18 protein-coding genes and 1 other RNA gene are annotated in these 18,859 nt (G+C 43.9%); 2 read left to right on the forward strand and 17 right to left on the reverse strand.

Annotated elements, in window-relative coordinates; all coding sequences use genetic code 11:
• Window positions 1-40: 40 nt before the first annotated feature.
• On the reverse strand, window positions 41-808 hold the full coding sequence (rpsB, locus tag FRX57_RS05600; protein WP_146567534.1) for a 30S ribosomal protein S2: 768 nt from the start codon (window positions 806-808) through the stop codon (window positions 41-43).
• Between the two features lie 300 nt (window positions 809-1,108).
• Here rpsB and FRX57_RS05605 point away from each other — a divergent pair, with 300 nt between their 5' ends.
• Together FRX57_RS05605 and FRX57_RS05610 are read left to right on the forward strand one after the other, a co-directional pair.
• Window positions 1,109-1,945, forward strand: coding sequence for a hypothetical protein (locus FRX57_RS05605; RefSeq protein WP_146567536.1), 837 nt, complete (start codon window positions 1,109-1,111; stop codon window positions 1,943-1,945).
• A 16-nt stretch (window positions 1,946-1,961) separates the two neighbouring features.
• Window positions 1,962-3,233 carry a toxic anion resistance protein gene (locus FRX57_RS05610; protein ID WP_146567538.1) on the forward strand — a complete coding sequence of 424 codons (1,272 nt, stop codon included), beginning with the start codon at window positions 1,962-1,964 and terminating at the stop codon, window positions 3,231-3,233.
• A gap of 54 nt (window positions 3,234-3,287) precedes the next feature.
• On the opposite strand, the gene rlmB is transcribed toward FRX57_RS05610, so the two are convergent.
• From rlmB to FRX57_RS05690, 16 genes are all read right to left on the reverse strand, one after another.
• On the reverse strand, window positions 3,288-4,016 hold the full coding sequence (gene rlmB / locus FRX57_RS05615) for a 23S rRNA (guanosine(2251)-2'-O)-methyltransferase RlmB (protein WP_146567540.1): 729 nt from the start codon (window positions 4,014-4,016) through the stop codon (window positions 3,288-3,290).
• Between the two features lie 39 nt (window positions 4,017-4,055).
• Complete coding sequence (locus FRX57_RS05620) at window positions 4,056-4,673, reverse strand: hypothetical protein (RefSeq protein ID WP_146567543.1); 618 nt, start codon at window positions 4,671-4,673, stop codon at window positions 4,056-4,058.
• 139 nt (window positions 4,674-4,812) lie between these two features.
• An RNA gene (ffs, locus tag FRX57_RS05625) (signal recognition particle sRNA small type) lies at window positions 4,813-4,908 on the reverse strand.
• Between the two features lie 28 nt (window positions 4,909-4,936).
• Window positions 4,937-5,416, reverse strand: a complete 480-nt coding sequence (gene tadA / locus FRX57_RS05630; protein WP_146567546.1) for a tRNA adenosine(34) deaminase TadA — start codon at window positions 5,414-5,416, stop codon at window positions 4,937-4,939.
• Window positions 5,413-6,183 carry an MBL fold metallo-hydrolase gene (locus tag FRX57_RS05635; RefSeq protein WP_146567548.1) on the reverse strand — a complete coding sequence of 257 codons (771 nt, stop codon included), beginning with the start codon at window positions 6,181-6,183 and terminating at the stop codon, window positions 5,413-5,415. The genes tadA and FRX57_RS05635 overlap by 4 nt, the downstream gene beginning before the upstream one ends.
• A gap of 83 nt (window positions 6,184-6,266) precedes the next feature.
• A complete protein-coding gene (locus FRX57_RS05640; RefSeq protein WP_146567550.1) occupies window positions 6,267-8,630 on the reverse strand; it encodes a phosphoketolase family protein in 2,364 nt (787 codons plus the stop codon).
• 149 nt (window positions 8,631-8,779) lie between these two features.
• Complete coding sequence (locus tag FRX57_RS05645) at window positions 8,780-9,010, reverse strand: hypothetical protein (RefSeq protein WP_146567552.1); 231 nt, start codon at window positions 9,008-9,010, stop codon at window positions 8,780-8,782.
• Window positions 9,011-9,089: 79 nt separating this feature from the next.
• Window positions 9,090-11,066 carry a transketolase gene (gene tkt, locus FRX57_RS05650; RefSeq protein ID WP_146567554.1) on the reverse strand — a complete coding sequence of 659 codons (1,977 nt, stop codon included), beginning with the start codon at window positions 11,064-11,066 and terminating at the stop codon, window positions 9,090-9,092.
• Window positions 11,067-11,171: 105 nt separating this feature from the next.
• Window positions 11,172-12,263 (reverse strand): L-ascorbate 6-phosphate lactonase, encoded by a 1,092-nt coding sequence (gene ulaG, locus FRX57_RS05655; protein WP_146567556.1) that lies wholly within the window; start codon window positions 12,261-12,263, stop codon window positions 11,172-11,174.
• An 86-nt stretch (window positions 12,264-12,349) separates the two neighbouring features.
• Window positions 12,350-14,050: a BglG family transcription antiterminator gene (locus tag FRX57_RS05660; RefSeq protein ID WP_146567558.1), complete on the reverse strand. Its 1,701-nt coding sequence runs from the start codon at window positions 14,048-14,050 to the stop codon at window positions 12,350-12,352.
• Between the two features lie 182 nt (window positions 14,051-14,232).
• The gene (locus FRX57_RS05665) at window positions 14,233-14,949 is read right to left on the reverse strand and encodes an L-ribulose-5-phosphate 4-epimerase (RefSeq protein WP_146567560.1); all 717 of its coding nucleotides are present in this window, start codon (window positions 14,947-14,949) and stop codon (window positions 14,233-14,235) included.
• Window position 14,950: 1 nt separating this feature from the next.
• Complete coding sequence (locus FRX57_RS05670) at window positions 14,951-15,814, reverse strand: L-ribulose-5-phosphate 3-epimerase (RefSeq protein WP_146567562.1); 864 nt, start codon at window positions 15,812-15,814, stop codon at window positions 14,951-14,953.
• A 3-nt stretch (window positions 15,815-15,817) separates the two neighbouring features.
• On the reverse strand, window positions 15,818-16,483 hold the full coding sequence (locus FRX57_RS05675) for a 3-keto-L-gulonate-6-phosphate decarboxylase UlaD (protein ID WP_146567564.1): 666 nt from the start codon (window positions 16,481-16,483) through the stop codon (window positions 15,818-15,820).
• Window positions 16,484-16,507: 24 nt separating this feature from the next.
• The gene (locus tag FRX57_RS05680) at window positions 16,508-16,993 is read right to left on the reverse strand and encodes a PTS sugar transporter subunit IIA (protein WP_146567566.1); all 486 of its coding nucleotides are present in this window, start codon (window positions 16,991-16,993) and stop codon (window positions 16,508-16,510) included.
• Between the two features lie 65 nt (window positions 16,994-17,058).
• Window positions 17,059-17,340 carry a PTS sugar transporter subunit IIB gene (locus tag FRX57_RS05685; RefSeq protein ID WP_146567568.1) on the reverse strand — a complete coding sequence of 94 codons (282 nt, stop codon included), beginning with the start codon at window positions 17,338-17,340 and terminating at the stop codon, window positions 17,059-17,061.
• A 48-nt stretch (window positions 17,341-17,388) separates the two neighbouring features.
• The gene (locus tag FRX57_RS05690; protein WP_146567570.1) at window positions 17,389-18,843 is read right to left on the reverse strand and encodes a PTS ascorbate transporter subunit IIC; all 1,455 of its coding nucleotides are present in this window, start codon (window positions 18,841-18,843) and stop codon (window positions 17,389-17,391) included.
• Window positions 18,844-18,859 lie beyond the last annotated feature (16 nt).

Raw genomic sequence — 18,859 nt, forward strand, 5'->3', positions numbered from 1 at the left:
GCTAAGCCCTGCCCCTTAGGTTTTGCTTACACTTTTAGAATTAGTTGTTGTCGCCTTCTACAACTTCAACAATTTCTTCAATTGAATCAGCTTCAGTTGCTGCTTCAAATTCAACCGCAGCATCTTCACCTTGGCGACCTTCGATGATAGCGTCAGCCAATTTAGCTGTGATCAATTTAACCGCACGGATAGCGTCATCATTTGCTGGGATAATCACATCGATATCATCTGGATCAGCATTGGTATCAACCATAGCAACTACTGGGATACCAAGTTTTTTCGCTTCTTTAACAGCGATTTGTTCTTTGTGTGGGTCAACAACATACATCACATCTGGAATACGTGGCATGTCTTCGATACCACCCAAGAATTTCTCAAGACGGGCACGTTGTTTGTTAAGAAGAGCAACCTCTTTCTTAGGAAGAACGTCAAATGTTCCGTTTTCTTCCATTGCTTTGATTTCTTTAAGGCGTGCAATACGTTTTTGGATTGTTCCCCAGTTCGTAAGGGTTCCACCCAACCAACGGTGGTTGATAAAGTATTGACCAGCACGCGCTGCTTCTTCAGCCACTGCTTCTGCAGCTTGTTTCTTCGTACCAACGAACAAGACAACGGCATCGTTTGCTGCTGCGTCACGCATGAAATCGTAAGCTTGGTCAGCCAATTTTACCGTTTGTTGAAGGTCAATGACATGGATACCGTTACGTTCTGTAAAGATATATTTAGCCATTTTAGGGTTCCAGCGACGAGTTTGGTGACCAAAGTGAACACCAGCCTCAAGAAGTTGTTTCATTGAAATTACTGCCATGAGTATTTCTCCTTTGTAAAATGTTTTTGCCTCTCCCAAACTTAAACTCGCAGCTCCACCACAAGGGCAACAGAGACACAATCCATTTGAGATGAGTATTATCGGTAAAACCGACCTTTTCATTATAGCATGGCTTGGGATTTTCTGCAAGAAAAACCCTTCTTTTTAACCATTTTTCATGATTAGGCAAGACAAGCCCTCCCTAAGACTGATTTTCCCGTTTCCTAGCCACTCTTTCTTTGTAAATTTTCCACTTTTTAGCTAAAATGGAAGTAACCATTGAAAGAAAGTATGATGCCTATGAAAAAACGCACTAAGAGAGCTGGCCTGATTTTTGCCTTGTCCATCTTAGGGGTAGGGATTGATTTTGCAGGGGGAGATTTATGTTTACTCACTGCTTTTTCCCTAATGGGAGTAGCTACCAGTGCCACAATGCTGATGTTACCAAGTAAAAACCGACTGGAGCAGGTCAATACCAAAACCCGCTTGTTGGATTTGAAAGAAACCATCAACCGTTGCGACCGCCAACTCAAGCTTTTAGAGAACTATTTGGACGAAAAATCCTATACTCAGTATGCTATCTTGGCTCGCCAGTTGCTGCCTCAACTGGCTGAAATTGGGCAAGAAGCCAAACAATTAAAAGATGACATGGACCTCAATATCTACAAACGGATTAGTAAAAAAGTTGAGGTAACCACTACTGACATCAAGGTCCAACTGGAAGCCCTCAACATGCCGACAGATAGCCAACCAGCCAGCATGGAGGAGGAAAAACTCATGAAACTGGCCCCAGAGTTGATGACGATTTACCGCAATATTCAAATTGACCACCAGACCATTACAGAAAAAATCAAGACCTCTAATAGCCACAACAAGGCGGAATTGACTGCCCTACATGAGGCTGAAATGGCCCGTTTCCACGATATTCTCTCAGGCTATCTCTACATTAAAGAGTCCCCAAAAAACTACTACAAGGCAGATGAACGCCTAGCCAGTGCCAAGCAAGCCATGGAGACTTTTGATAAGGACTTGGATGAAACCATTCGTCAGCTCAATGAAAATGACTTACAAGATTTTGAGATTAGTTTACGAATGATGGCCCAGAAAAACCAAACCAGCCCAAATGACAACTACTAAGAAAAGGACTTAATTCATGACTGAAACATTTAACTTTGACATTGACCAAATTGCCAACAATGCTGTCGCTAAGACCGACAAGACCACCGACATCATCGCTAGTACCGACACTAGCTCAACTGGGCAAATTGCCTTCTTTGAAAAACTGACGCCTGAGCAACAAGCGGCCATCACTGCCAAGGCCCCTGCCCTAGTTGACACCTTCATCAGCGACCAAAATGCCCTTTTAGATTTTGGCCAAGGGACAGTGGAACAGGTCAATAATACGGTCAACCACATCTTGGCAGAGCAAAAAAAATTGGAAATCCCCCAAGTGGATGATCTCCTGCGTAATACCAACCGTGAACTGAACGGTTTTGTCGCTAAGTACAAGGACGCTGCTCCAGTAGAATTGGAAAAGAAACCAAATTTCCTCCAAAAATTGTTTAAGCAAAGTAAAAATAGCCTGCAAGATTTTTATTTTGATGCTCAATCGGTTGAAAAAAAAATGGATGGGATGGCAGCCCAAGTGGTTAAACAGGAAGAAACCCTGGCTCGCAATATTGTTTCAGCTGAAATGCTGATTGAAGACAACACCAAATCCATTGAAAACCTAGTCGGTGTTATCGCTTTTATCGAGGCTACTCAGACAGAAGCGGCCCAACGTGCCAGTCTCATGCAAAGCCAACTAGCCCAACTAGACACGGCCAGCGTGGACTACCAGCAAAAATCTAACGATTTAGCGCGAATGACTGAGGTCATTAACACCTTGGAGCAACAACATAGCGAATACGTCAGCCGCCTGTATGTAGCCTGGGCAACCACCCCACAAATGCGAAATATGGTCAAGGTATCGTCTGACATGCGACAAAAATTGGGGATGCTCCGTCGCAATACCATTCCAACCATGAAACTCTCCATTGCCCAACTAGGTATTCTCCAACAGTCGGTTAAATCTGGCGTCACTGCGGATGCCATTACCAATTCCAATAATGCCGCCCTCCAGATGCTAGCTGAAACCAGTAAGGAAGCTATTCCCATGTTGGAGCGGACTGCTCAAAGTCCAACCATGTCCGTAGAAACCGTGACCGCTTTGGCGGAAAGTCTGGTCGCTCAAAACAATGGCATTATCGCAGCCATTGATCAGGGGCGTCAAGAAAGAGCTCGTCTGGAATCAGCCATTATCAGGTCTGCTGAAACCATCAACGATTCGGTCAAACTTCGTGATGAAAAAATTGTCCAAGCCTTGCTTAACGAAGGTAAGACGGTACAAGAACGTGTAGAAACCACAGAACATCAGGAAAATTAGCTGCCAAAAAACTCCTAGCTTAGTCTGACTAGGAGTTTTTTGCTATTACAGGATTTAGAGACGATTACGGAAAACCTCATACATGAGTAAGCCAGCAGCCACACTGGCATTGAGGCTCTGAACGTGACCATTCATCGGAATGGTGATTAGCTCATCCACCTGCTTTTTCAGCTTGGGTGACATGCCCTTACCTTCATTACCAATAATAAGAGCAAGCTTGCCACTGGTATTCCATTTGTGGCTGGGCGTGCCTGCCATATCTGTTCCAAAAACCCAAAACCCTTGAGCCTTGAGCTGGTCAAGGGTCTGACTAAGGTTGGTCACTCGGGCAATAGGCACATGGGCCACCGCTCCTGTTGAGGTTTTAGCCACCACTGGTGTAACACCAACCGCCCGATGCTTGGGAATAATCACCCCTGTCACATTGGTTGCGTCAGCCGTCCGTAAAATCGAACCAAAATTATGAGGATCGGTCAAACCATCCAAAATCAATAGCAGAGGATTGTCCTCCTGCTCTGCCTTTTGCAAAATAGTCATCAAGTCATGATAGGGAAAGGCTGCCACTCGCAGGACAAAGCCCTGATGAACAGCCCCTGCGGTCATCTCGTTTAGGTCCTTTTTGCTGGTCCAAGAGATTGACACCTTTTTTGCTGTGGCTAAGGTCTTAATCTTGTCAAGATTTTTACCGCGTAAATCCTCTTGCACATAGAGTTTGTTGCCCAAATCAGCCTGTAAACTTTCCATAACGGCATGAACGCCGTAAACAATATCTTCATTCATCATAAGTTCATTATACCATAAAAGGAGGCTAGAGACTCCCAACTAATAGAGCGATTTGATAATCTCCACCCGAGTAATTTGGTCACCCCGCATGCTATCAATGCGCAAGGCCACATCCTTGATGTAGACCGTAGCTCCAACGGCAACTGTTTTTTCATCCGCCTGCAAATGCCTTGTCATAAAGTCACGTAGCAGCTCTCCTGGTTGATTGGGTAGCTTGACCCTGGCCAAAATACTGGCAATCTGAACTTTTTGACTCCCCCGCAAGATGATATTATTAGAATCATCAAAGCTAGTAAAGAGGTATTTACGGGTAGCAAACAGAATAGCAATAGCAATGACACCCAAGAGGGTATCAATGGCAGAGCCATGTGACACCACGATTTGTCTAGCCACAGCAAAGAGTAAGACTTCGACAATGGTACCAGATGTATGTTTACAAAGCATTTTAATCAACTCAACCCCCACCGCAATGGTCATGGCCTGAGTTAAAAAGGTTTGTAAATAATCCTCAATGGTTTGCGTTGAGGACCAAATGTCCAAGGCCCCTACCATCAAGCGAGCAGTCAACGCCAAGAGAGCCAAGACTAAAATCATGGAAATGACAATCTCCACATAAAAGGACAATTCATAAAGCATGGTCTGTAAAAATTTTCTCATTAAAACCTCCAGTGTAACGCTTACACCTATTATAGCATACTTTCGGCTCAGAAACTAGAGCACGCCAGACCGCCTTTTCTGTCCCTTATGCTACAAAACATATAAAAAATCCCTTGACAATTGCTATCAAAGGGGAAGTCATTAACAAAAAAAGAGCACACAATCGACTTCGCTTAGGGCTGCTGGATTCCTCCCCTGACCCGCTTCACGCACGACTGTTGCTCCACTTTTATTCTATCAAATTAAGTCAGGTTTGGCAAGACTTAGACGCGCTTTTTCTCCTGCCGTCTTTGGCGGAAAAAAGTTTGCATGATACTAGCACAGTCTTGAACTAAAATCCCCTGCTCAACCGTCACCCGATGATTGAGCCGCTCATCGCTTAAAATATTGTAGAGGCTACCTGCCGCCCCAAACTTTTGATTGGCCGCCCCATAAATCACTTGGGGAAGCCGAGCCAAACCAATGGCCCCACTACACATCACACAAGGCTCAACAGTCACAAAGAGGGTACAGTCCAAAAGTCGCCAGTTTCCCACACGCTCATTAGCCTCCTGAATGGCCATGATTTCTGCGTGCATGATGGCCTGACCTAGTTCTTCACGCGCATTGTGCCCACGCCCGATGATTTCCTTATCCTTAACAATAACACAGCCGATAGGAATTTCCTCCTTGGCTAGCGATTTCTCAGCCTCTTGCAGGGCTTGACGCATAAAGTATTCTTTTTCTTCCTGGCTAAAGGTCATGATAAATCACCCAAATCCCAGGATTGATGCGGTGCTGCCAAATCTACCACCAGATGTTCTCCTGCATAAACTTGTGCCTGCTGACGCAAAATCTCCAGATGATCACCTGTCATCCCTCTAGGAGCAAATTGCGGCAAATGTGTCAAGACCAAACGGTTGACCCCTGCTTGTCGAGCAATCTGACCCGCTTCCTTGCTGGTCAAGTGAGCAGGGTGATTTTCTTGTCCCTCAAAGAAATAGACATCCGCCAAAAAGAGGTCTGCCCCTGTTGCAAAATCAGCCAAGCCCTCAAAGTAGCCCGTATCCCCTGTAAATACCAGCACCTGTTCCGTCGCCACCTCCACAATTCGCATGGCATAGCAAACCACTGGATGAACGGTCTTAATAAAACTAATCTCAAAAGGCCCAAGCTGATTGACCTGTTCCGTCTGATAGGCCCGCCCTTCTAGGGCATTGGCCATGGTCAATTTGGCAAATTCTCCCTGGTCTTCCGCATGCCCATAAACAGGAAGAATAGGTGACTGCTGAGGGTGGAGCAGGCGATAATGCCCCAAAACACCCAAATCAGCGATATGATCTGGATGATAATGACTGATGATAACAGCATCCAAGTCCAGGGGACTGAGCACCTTTTCCAACTCCGTCACTGCCCGACTACCAACATCAATCAACAAATTAAAGCCATCCTGACTGGTCAAAAGAAAACTGGTTGTCCCAGCCCCTTGATAAGGATAGCCGCCCCAACAACCCAAGGTATGTAACTTCATGATATCCTCTCCCTCCTAGTAGCTTACTTTTTATTATACCATAAACAACCCCCATGACCAAAGGTCACGAGGGGTTAGCTAACTTAATTCAGGGGTTGCCATGTCCAATCACGAACTTCTGGAATATCATCACCATGTTCACGAATGTAACGCTGATGGAAACGAATGGTATCATCCATTTTCTGAGCAAATTCGTTCGCCTTCTGACCATAAACCGCAAGAGCTCCATCTTTAGCCACATGGAAACGATCCATTTCTGACAAGACGCGCATGTCAAATGGCGTTGTAATATCTCCATTTTCACGATAACCATGAATGTAGACATTGTGATTATGTCGATCAAAGAACAAGTCACGAATCTGTCCCTCATAACCATGGTAACAGAAAATAACAGGTTTATCTTTAGTAAAGAGCTGATCAAAGTCCTCATCTGAAAGACCTCGTGGGTCAACTTTTGGTGACCGTAATTTCAGGATATCAACCACATTGATAAAGCGAATCTTCAAGTCAGGGAAAGCCTTGTGCAAAATGCTAACGGCAGCCAAAGCCTCTAAGTTTGGCTCTGTGCCAGCTGCTGCAATCACAAGGTCTGGTTCAACTCCCTGATCTGTTGACGCCCAATCAATCACCTTATAACCTTCTTTAACCAGTTCTTCTGCTTCAGCTACTGAATAAAACTGTGGACGAGGGTGTTTTGAAGTAACAATCAAGTTGACCTTATCTTCATCAGCTAGGGCATGTTCCATCACTGCAAACAGACTGTTGGAATCTGCTGGCAGGTACTCACGGATAAATTCTGGGCGTTTTTCACCCAAATGGGTCAACAAGCCCGGATCTTGATGGGTATAACCGTTATGGTCTTGTTGGAAAACGGTTGACGTTGCAATCAAGTTCAATGATGGGTAATTTTTACGCCATGGAGCATGACTTTTTGATTTACGCAACCATTTAAAATGTTGCGTAATCATTGAATCAACAACACGCAAGAAAGATTCATAAGAAGCGAAGAAACCATGACGGCCTGTTAACACATACCCCTCCAAAAAACCTTCAGCCTGATGTTCAGACAACTGCGAGTCAATCACACGACCAGCTGGAGATAGCCACTCATCATAGGCTTCATTGCGACGGCCCAACCACTGACGATTGGTCACACTAAAGACATTGTTCAGGCGGTTAGATTTGGTCTCATCTGGGCCAAAAATACGGAAATTATCAGGATTAGCTACTACCAAATCCGCAGCATACTTACCAAATTCAATCATGTCTTGCGCCACGACACTACCAGGTAAGGTCGTATCAATCGCATGTTTACGCCAATCAGCCAAGTCAAGCTTCTTAACGACTCCCGCATTAGTTGCCGGATTCATTGACATCCGACGAGGGCCTTGTGGTGAAATGGCTCTAATGTCTTCCTTGACATAGCCTTTTTCATCAAAGAGCTCTTCTGGACGATAAGAATGTAGCCAGTCAGTCAAATGATCAATATACTGCATATTTCCAGCTTCAACAGGGATTGGCACTTGATGGGCTCTAAAGCCACCCTCAATTGGTTCTCCCTTCCACTCTTTTGGACCTGTCCAACCTTTCGGAATACGGACAATCAACACCGGCCACTTGGCTTGACTGGCTTCCTCAGCCGGTTTTTGACGAGCCTGACTTTGGATAGCCTTAATCTCCTCAATCACACTGTCCAGTGTTGCTGCCATCTGTGGATGAACTTCCTCAGGATTTGTACCCGCAACAAAGTAAGGTTTCCAACCCAAACCATTGAAATACTGGGTCAATTCCTCATCTGTTTTCCGGTCCAAGATAGTTGGATTATGAATTTTTCCACCATTGAGGTATAAAATTGGCAGCACTGCCCCATCATTGACTGGGTTAATAAAGGTATTTGAAAACCAACCAGCTGCCAAAGGACCTGTTTCTGACTCACCATCACCAATCACTGTTGCTGCAATCAAGTCTGGATTGTCTAAAATAGCTCCTGTGGCATGAGACAAGGCATACCCCAATTCTCCACCTTCATGGATAGAACCAGGTGTTTCAGGAGCGGCATGAGACGCGATACCACCAGGGAAAGAGAAAATTTTACAGAGGGTTTTCAAACCTTCCTCATCCTGAGTAATATTGGGATACAACTCAGTATAAGACCCATCAATATAAGAATTTGACACCATCACTTGACCACCGTGACCTGGCCCTTCAATGTAAAACATGTCTAAGTCATATTTATTAATCACACGATTAAGATGGGCATAAATAAAGTTTTGCCCTGAAATAGTCCCCCAGTGACCAATAGGATGCACCTTAACATGCTCTTGGCTAACTGGCCGACGAAGCAAGGGATTATCCTTGAGGTACATCTGTGCTACTGAAATATAGTTGGCTGCTCGCCACCAGGCATCTACCTTTGCCAAATAGTCTTTACTATCATAATTTGTCATGTCCTGACACTCCTTTGTTTGTTAGTTATATCACTATTTTACCCTAGTCAGCTCCAGCAAAAAAGTGCAAATTATACACATATTGGTGTTCCAAATTTATTTAAATAAAAAGCCCTGAAACCATTTGTTGATGATTTCAGAGACCTCTTTTAGGAAAATCGAAGAAAGACCCAGCCTAGAATGGCCAAGCAGAGACTTAATAACCCCATCAAAAATCCTGGCAAAGTCAACAAGGTCAAATTGGGTGAAACAACAATAATCAGTAGCAAAAGACCGGCCAAAAATAACCAGACCTTAGCTAAGCTTTTGATGGCCATATGATTAGTTGGCCAAGTGTGATCGGTGATTAAGGTCGGCTTCAATTGACTTCTTTCTTTCATCTGTTTTTCCTCCTACTTTATTATTCGTAAGAGGATTTAAAAAACTTGAAGAAAAATAACTTTCTTCAAGTTTTTGAGTTTATTTTAAAGCATTAACGGTATCAATAACGTTTTCTACCGTAAAGCCATAAGCTTCAATCACCTTATTAGCTGGAGCTGAGGCACCAAATTTATCAATACCAAGCACTGCACCATCCAAGCCGACATACTTGTACCAACTTTGACTGGCTGCCATCTCAATGGCCACGCGACGACGGACATGACTTGGCAAGATGCTTTCCTTATAGTCTGCTGATTGTTGGTCAAAGAGGTCTGTTGATGGAACAGAAACCACACGCACCTTGGTTCCCGCTTTTTCTAGCTCTTTGGCCGCCTTCACAGCTAGGTTAACCTCGGAACCAGACGCTAGGAGAATGGTATCAAAGTCACTGCCGCTCTCATAAGTGACGTAAGCCCCCTTAGCCACTTGGTCAAAACGGCTACCTGCTTCGACTTCAAGATTTTGACGGGTCAAAACTAGGGCCGTTGGCGTGCTTTGACTGGTCAAGGCATAATGCCAAGCAGCCTGAGTTTCTCTAGCATCTGCCGGGCGGATGACTGTCATATTTGGCAAGGCACGCAGAGCCGCCAAATGTTCAATCGGTTCATGGGTCGGACCATCTTCACCAACCGCAATCGAATCATGGGTAAAGACATAAGTCACTGGCAAACCTTGAAGGGCTGATAGACGGATAGCAGCCTTGACATAGTCAGAAAAGACGAAGAAGGTACCACCAAAGACACGCAAACCGCCATGAAGAGCCATACCATTCAAGACCGTTCCCATGGCAAATTCACGCACACCAAACTGAATATTACGGTTAAGCGGATTGTCAGCGTCTTGCAAACCGTCTTCTTTGATATAGGTCATGTTTGAATGAGCCAGGTCAGCTGAACCACCCAAAAAGTTTGGCAAGATCTTAGCTACCGCATTGATAGCATCTTGCGATGAATTACGAGTGGCTTGAGAGAACCCATCTTCATAGGCTGGAAAATCTTTTTCTGTCAATTCAACAACAGGTTGATTGGCAAGCACTGCTGATAATTCATCAGCCACTTCTGGATAGGCCGTTTTGTAATCTGCCACCAACTGCGTCCAAGCATCATAAGCCGCTTGACCACGATCTGCCACCTGTTCTTTAAAGTCTGCGTAAACCTCTGCTGGAATCTCAAACGGTGCATAAGTCCAGTCAAGCGCCTGACGAGTAGCTGCTGTTTCATCTGCTCCTAGAGGTGCCCCGTGAACACCGTTAGTGCCTTGCTTATTTGGCGAACCATAACCGATGACTGTCTTAACTTCAATCAAACTTGGTTTCTTGGTTGCCTTAGCTTCCTCAAGGGCTTGTGAAATAGCCGCTAGATCATTACCATCTTCCACAAGACTGGTGTGCCAACCATAGGCTTCATAACGACCACGAATATTCTCAGAAAAGGCGTCCTTAGTTTCACCATCCAAACAGATGTCATTTGAATCATAAAGGACAACCAACTTATCCAGATTTTGCTTACCAGCATAAGACGCAGCCTCTGCTGAGACTCCTTCCATCAAGTCACCGTCACCACAAAGTACATAGGTGTAGTGGTCAAAAATTGGGAAACCATCTTTGTTGTACTTGGCAGCTAGAAAACGCTCTGCTTGAGCCATACCAACAGCTGTTGCAATTCCTTGTCCCAGAGGTCCAGTTGTGGCATCTACCCCTGCCGTATGGCCAAACTCTGGGTGACCTGGGGTTTTAGAATTCCATTGGCGGAAGTTTTTGATTTCTTCCATGCTAACATCTTGATAACCCGATAGATGCAAGAGAGCATAGAGCAACATTGAACCATGACCTGCCGAGAGGACAAAACGGTCACGATTGGCCCAGTCCGGTTGATTTGGTGTGACACGAAGGTGTTTGGTATAGAGACTATAGGCCATTGGTGCTGCTCCCATGACAACCCCTGGGTGACCCGATTTTGATTGTTCAATGGCATCAACGCCGAGGAAGCGAATGGCATTTACAGATAGATTTGACATGTGACTTTCCTTTCTATATGGCTTACTTGGTAAGCTCTTACACTTTAATCTTAACAAAATTATCCGCTTATCGCAAGGATAGGCGGATAATATCAGCAATTAGGCTTATAGCAAAGCTTTGAATTGGATATTAGAATCTTGCTCGAAGCAGTCATCAAATCCGCGTGGGTGGTGATATTCGATAATATCCTTATCTTGTGGATAAGTGTATTTACCACCAACTTCCCAAATGAATGGGTGGAACTTGTATTGGAGACGTTCTTTACGCATTTTCCACAATTCAAGAATCTCATCTGTTGAAGCCATAAAGTTTGACCAGATATCATAGTGAACAGGAATGATAACCTTGGCCCGCAGATTTTCAGCCATGCGCAGAAGGTCAACAGAGGTCATCTTGTCTTGGATACCAATTGGGTTTTCACCGTAGTTGTTGAGGGCAACATCAATCTCAAAGTCTTTACCATGCTTAGCAAAGTAGTTTGAGAAGTGAGAATCTGCCCCATGATAAATGGTTCCACCTGGTGTCTCAAAGACATAGTTAACTGCCTTACGCGCCATTTCTTCATCGGTTACCGCAAGACCACTCAATTCACCACCTGCTTCTTCTGCTCCTTCAACTGGCAGGGTCACCAAGCAAGTACGGTCAAATGATTCAACGGCATGGACCTTAACATCTTTGAACTCAAAGCTATCGCCTGGCTTAACCACCATGATACGCTCTTCTGGCACGCCCCATTTTTTCCAAATTTCACCACATTCATAAGGGCCAACGAATTTGACATGGTCTAAGTTTGGATTATTGATAATAGCTGCTGCTGTGTTAATGTCAATATGGTCACTATGGAAGTGAGAGACCAAATAGTAGTCTAATTCATTGATGGCAAAGGGGTCAATCACCATGGGTTGTACCCGCAAGTTTGGTTGTAGTTTACGAACACCAGCCATATTAGCCATTTGGTGACCACGAACCATGTCTTTGACCTTCTTGGTTGATTTGCCACGAGCTGACCAAAGGTCCATGACCAAGTTAGCACCACCTGGAGTTTTTACCCAAACCCCACAGTTACCCAACCACCACATGGCAAAGTTGCCCGCTGGCACGACTTCTTCTTCAATTTCTTCATTAAGCCAAGTTCCCCACTCTGGGAAAGTGCTTAAAATCCAAGATTCTCTTGTAATGTCTTTCACATTAGCCATTTGTAAATCCTCCTCAAAATCTCTAGGTATAATCTTCTTTACACCCTTATTATAAATTATGAAAACGGAAACAAAAAGACCAAGTCTTACACAGGGGTGTGTTCACTTGTCACACCTTGATGACTCAAGTGTAACAATTCTTCATCAAACAGGCTACAAATCTCTTGACTTAGCTGAGTAATTATCCCTGGACTAGTCACATGAGGGCCCAATAGCTGCTCCAAGCGTTTTTCAAAATGAGGGCGGCAGGTCATCAACTCATAATGCCGGAGAAAATGACTGAGCTTGACCACATCATCATAAGATAAGATCGGTTGGACCTGGACCAAAGGAAATTGAGTTTCTAGGGCATCACTGGTTGAAATCAGTAAATCCGCCACCAACAAATCCTCAACACTCTTGAATTGTTCTGTGGTAAAGGTCGCTTGAATACTATTCGGTGGCAGGTATTTTTGACACTGGCGCAGGAGAAGTTTTTGGATAGAAACTCCTTCATCACAGATGATATAGACCTGCTGCAAGTGGGAACTTTCTAGAGTATCCATTTCCTTTTCAAGATAACCACCAAAATGAATGGTTAAATAGGCCAAGTCATCATCATTTAAACTAATTTGCCATTCTTCCTCCAAAATGAGGGCTGCTTTTTTAACCTCGACAAATAAGCTATGGTACTTTTGTTTGATGTGTTTGGTTAAGGGATTTTTCGATAAAATGCCATAATTCTTACGGAACAATAAGGCCTTGGTATGGGTTAATAACCTTCTCGCCAACTCTTCCTTTTGGACCAAGCGAACCTGGGCTGTCTGCTCAAAACTAGCCATAAACCAATCAATGATCATGGCCATGTCTTGAAAGTCTTGACTAGTCAGATGACTGTCACGTTCCTTGCGATAAGACAGCAACAAGATAGCAATCAAACAAGTTCCAATCTCGTCCAATTCAACAGCTAACTGCCCCTGTATAGACTGGCTGATTTTTTGAGCAACCTGATATTCAATCCGTTGATGAACAGGCGCAAACTTCTGTTGCATATCCTCCACTTCTTCCAGAGATAACTCCATGGTTTGATAAGACAAGAGAAGGTAGGGAAGAATCCGCAACATGAGACTTATTTCAGAACGATTAATCTTCTTACCTAAATCATTTTCGCGTTTACTGACTTCTGCCAGTAAAAAGTCTTGCGCTTGGTCTGATAGGAGGCCTTCATCTGCCAAGGTCACCATTAGTTTTTCTCTTAAGATGTTCAAAAAACCCGGGCTGGCTTCATTGAAAAGATCATAAAGAAAGGAATGGACGTATTGAATTTTATTTAAGGGATGACATTGGAGGAAATAACCTTGGGATTTGGTGGCATAGAGATTGACCTTATACTGCTCTTGAGCCAAACGGTAACGAATATCATTCAGATCATTTAAGACGGTATTACGAGAAACGTCGGTCAAGTCCATTAACTTCTCAATGGTTACCCGCTCTGATGAAATGGCAATATAGACAATCATTAATTGAATGCGCTCGTCAATACTCATAATGTAACTGTCTGAAGCCACCTCGGCTAAGAGCGTCTGACAGGCCTCTTTTTGCTGATGGTTTAATAGAATCCCTACCCTAGGTTTACTGACAATCGGGCTGACATCGTCTGGCAAGGCATCATTAATTTTATCAAGATGATAGTAGATTTTACGACGTGATTGCTCTGTTGAACGACTAATCGTCATAATCGTTTCAGGCGTTTCTAACTGAATCAGATAGCGTAGTAAATCACAACTACTCTTGTCCAATAAGATCATTTGGCTATCCTCCATGTCCTTTCTAGCCTGTACATTATAGCATAGGAAAGCGGTTTTATCTAGTTTCAATACTTGATTAAAGCAATTAATGGGAAAATGCAAAAAGGGGAAAGGATAAAATCGACTGGTGACGATTCTTGCCTTCCCACAAAGATATTTTTCCCCACTACTAAAAATAAACCTTAATGGGCATCACCCTTTTGGCCATAGTAGGCATTTGGACCATGCTTACGTAGGTAGTGTTTGTCCATGATATATTTAGGTGCTGGTTCAACCTTAGGATTGATTTGCTCGGTAAAACGGTTCATCTTGGCCACTTCTTCCAAAACAACGGAATGGTAAACGGCTTGAGCAGGATCCTTGCCCCAAGTAAATGGCCCATGGTTACGCACCACGATACCCGGAACTGCCACTGGATCAATCCCACGTTTGGCAAAGGTTTCCACAATAACAGCCCCTGTTTCTTTTTCATAAGCCGAATCGACTTCCTCCGCCGTCAAGGAACGGGCACATGGCACCGGACCATAGAAGTAATCCGCATGGGTTGTGCCATAAAAAGGAATATCACGACCTGCCTGAGCCCAGCCAACAGCTTCTGTTGAGTGAGTATGAACAACCGCTCCAACTTCTGGCCAAGCCTTATAGAGGGCAACGTGGGTCGCAAGATCTGAAGACGGGTTCAAATCACCTTCAACCACATTGCCATCCAAATCAGTAACCACCATATTTTCAGGTGTTAACTTGTCGTAGTCAACTCCAGATGGTTTGATAACAATTCGCCCCAACTCTCGACAAACTTCTGACACATTGCCCCAGGTAAATTTGACCAAGCCATGTTCTGGTAAAGAAACATTGGCCTCATAGACCCGCTGACGCATGTCTGCTAATGATTTTGGCATCTTAAATCACCCCTGCTTTCTCCATCAATGGGTAAAGGAAGTCCTGAGCCTCTTTGATGGCTGCTCGTGTTTCCTCCACCGTTTCACAATTTTCAGACCACATTTCAATCAAGAATGGGCCATTATAGTTAGTCTTTTTCAAAACATCAAACATCTGCTCCCAGTCCACGCAACCTTGGCCAAAGGGCACATCACGGAATTGACCCTTAGCCTTTTCTGTGACGGCATAAGTATCCTTCAAATGCAGGGCAGCAATGGACCGGTGACCCAAATAAAATTCGCTATAGATGTCATTGTGCCAAGCTGACACATTCCCCGTATCTGGATAGACAAAGAGGTAAGGTGAGTCAATCTCTTTTTCAATAGCCAAATACTTCTCAATCGAATTGATGAAGGGATCGTCCATGATTTCGATGGCTAACATGACCTGAGCAGCCTCTGCCCAGTCGCAGGCTTGACGGAGATTTTTAATAAAACGAGCGCGTGTTTCTGGTGATTTTTCTTCATAATACACATCATAACCAGCCAACTGAATGGTCCGTACACCTAAATCTTGAGCCAACTCAATACACTGTTTCATGGTTTCTAAGGATTTCGCTTCAAGTTCTGGATCATTGGATCCCAAGGGATAACGACGATGACCAGAAAAACAAATGGTGGGAATCCGGATACCTGTTTCATAGATGGCCTTAACTAACTCTAGCCGTTCTTCCTTGGTCCACTCCAATCGTGCCAAGCGGTCATCAGACTCGTCCACGGACATTTCAACAAAATCAAAACCCAGTTCTTTGGCAAAGGTCAAGCGTTCCAACCAGGTAAAGTGTTTGGGTGTCGCCTTTTCATAAATACCAATTGGACGTTTCATAGCCTACCCCCAAATCCGTCTGATTTCATCCTTAAATTCACGAGCCGCTTGGGCTGGATTTTCTGCTTCAGTAATGCCACGACCTGCGATGAAGGTGTAAACATCCACCCCTTCAAAAAGTTTCAAGGTATCAACATCAAGACCACCTGTTACTGACACACGGAAGCCCATATCAATCAGTTTTTTAACCTTATTAAGGTCTTTTTCTCCCCAAGTCTCACCCGCTAGCAGGGCATCACGAGATTGATGGTAAATGGCTTGAGAAATTCCTGCATCCAGCCATAGTTGAGCCTGGTCATAGGTCCAGTCGCCATACAATTCAATTTGGATTTCTCCCTTGTCACCATTAACTTCTTGAATGGCTTTAAGGGCTGCTGACATGGTTGGAATGGTTGCTGAACAGATACAGGTCATCCAGTCAGCTCCACGTACCGCATTATTTTTGGCAATTGTTCCGCCAGCATCCGCACACTTGGTATCTGCCACGATAATCTTGTCTGGGAAGAGGTTTCGCAGAACCTCAACCAATTCGCTTCCTACTTGAAGCAGACAGACTGTACCTGCTTCAATAATGTCAACTTCAGCGCCAACGGCAACAGCCGCCTTGATGGCCCCTTTCAAATCAGAATGGTCAAGAGCCACTTGTAAATTTGGAATATGTTTTGTCATCTTTCTTCTCTTTTCTAATCCTTATTAACCTTCTAAGTCAAGTCCTTCTAAATAAGGGCTATTTTTTGATTCTTCTACCATGGCCAAAACTTCTTCTGGACTTTGACAAGCCACCAAACGCTCGATAGAATTATCTAACTCAAAGAGCGCGATAATCTGCGGAATAGCTACTGAGGTATGGATAGCTGCTGAAGTCGCTGCCAAGGTTAAGAGCACAGACACTTCTTTACCGTCTGAAAAAGTAACCGGCTTGGTCAAGGTAATCAAAGAGAAAGAATCACGATTCACACCCTCACCTGCCTGAGCATGGGGCATGGCCATGCCTGGCATTAAGATATAATAAGGGCCGTATTCTTCCGTTGACGCAATAATATTGTCATAGTAAGTTTCTGTCACAGCGCCACTTTCAATCAAGGGATTAACCGCTAGTTTTACCGCTTCTTGCCAAGTCTCTGCCGTCAGGCCCAAACGAATCGAATTATTTTCTGTAAATGATTTTTTCAAGTTCATCAATCTTCCCTACCTTTCTTAAAACAAGGAGGTGCTTCCAGCATCTGAAAGCACCCCAAGGCTTGTTATTTTAATGCCGCTTCCAATTTTGTTTTGATTTCATTATCATCCATCAAATTGTCCAAACCAATCAATTTACCATTAGTTCGACCTTCCAACTCGCTAATCAAATGGTTTGATGCAATGACGATGTCATAACCTGCCGCCAAACCTTTAGCTTCACCCACTGAGCATGATGCTGATTCAAAATTAGTCACGCCTAGACCACGGAGGGCATTTTCAACCTTCATTTTAATCACCATTGATGATCCCATACCGTTACCGCATGCTGTAAGAACTTTAACCATTATCTTTTCCTCCTGTAAAATCAATTATCTTATTTTTAAATGACTACTTTACTCGCCTTGTGCTTCACCACGATAGTAAGCTTCTTTATCTTTTGCCTTGGCAAATTGAAGTTGTGGAATGGCAAGTAAGAAAGCACAAACTAGAACATAACCTGCTAAACCAAGGTACTTGAAGATGTAAGCAAATGGCAACCATGGAATTTCAAAGTCAATATTACCGTGGTAACCACCGTAGCTGGCAAGATCCAAAAGGGCTACCGCTACTGCACCAAGAGCTACTTGAAGCACACCTGAAATAAATGATAGGATAACCGCTGCTTTCCAACCACCACGTTTGTCTGCATAAACGGCGATAGCCGCATTGTCAAAGAAGACAGGAACGAAACCGGTGATAATCAAGACAGGGTTTTTGAAGACAATCAAGAGAACGATTGTAATCAACTGACCAACCAAACCAACTGCAAATCCTGAAAGGACGGCATTTGGTGAACCAAAACCATAAGAAGCTGCAACGTCAACCGCTGGGAATGAGCCTGGAAGCAGTTTTGATGAGATACCTTGGAAGGCATTGGTCAATTCACCAACGAACATCCGCACCCCTTGCATCAAGACAAAGAGATAAACTGAGAAAGTGAATGCTGTTTGAATGACATACATGAAGAAAGCTTGTTTCTCTGGGTTATATGGTGTACCAGATGTAATCACTTCGGCATTAGACATCACATCTGGACCAAGAATTGACAAGATTAAACCAAAGAAAATCAACATCAAGGTTGCAGAAGCAACAACTGTATCATGGAAAATGTTGAGGAAAGTTGGTAGTTTAAGATTGTCCAAGTTCTCCTCTTTTTTACCAAGTTTTGGTGCCACCTTATCAACAAACCAGATGGCAAATTGTTGTTGGTGTCCGATGGCAAAACCACCACCGCCAGTCAAGCGTTGAGTCGCCTCAACAGTCATATTTGAGCTGACCGCCCAGTAGAGTCCACAAATTAAACCAATGGCAACAACACCGAAACTACTGCGTAATTGTGGGACCAAAAGCAGGACAATCAAAGAAACTGTTGCAGCTTGTTGGACCATGATGTGACCAGTAATAAAGAGGGTTCTGACCTTAGTCACCTTACGCAGAGCAACCAAAAGAATATTAACCCCAAAACCAATCAAGAGAGCTGTTGTCGCTGCTCCAACAAAATCCGGAAACTGCTCAGCAATCTTAGTATTAGCTGCTGTCAACCCAAAGTAAGGGTCAATAACTGCCGCACCAATCTTGAACTTATAGTTCAAGGCTGCCAGAATGGGACGGAAAGTTGTTACCAAACCACCTGCACCGACATTAAGAATCAAATAACCTACCGTTGCTTTGACAAATCCTGCAAAAACATCATGCAGTGGTTTTTTCAAGAGTAGGTAGCCCACAAGAACCAGCAAACCTACAAAGAAGGCTGGATTTTGCAAAATGTTTTGCGAAAACCAGTTTAATAGATTTAAAATGAATTCCATTTTAACACCCCTTTTC

It is taken from the genome of Streptococcus cuniculipharyngis, from assembly GCF_007859195.1.
In the GTDB taxonomy this organism is placed as follows: domain Bacteria; phylum Bacillota; class Bacilli; order Lactobacillales; family Streptococcaceae; genus Streptococcus; species Streptococcus cuniculipharyngis.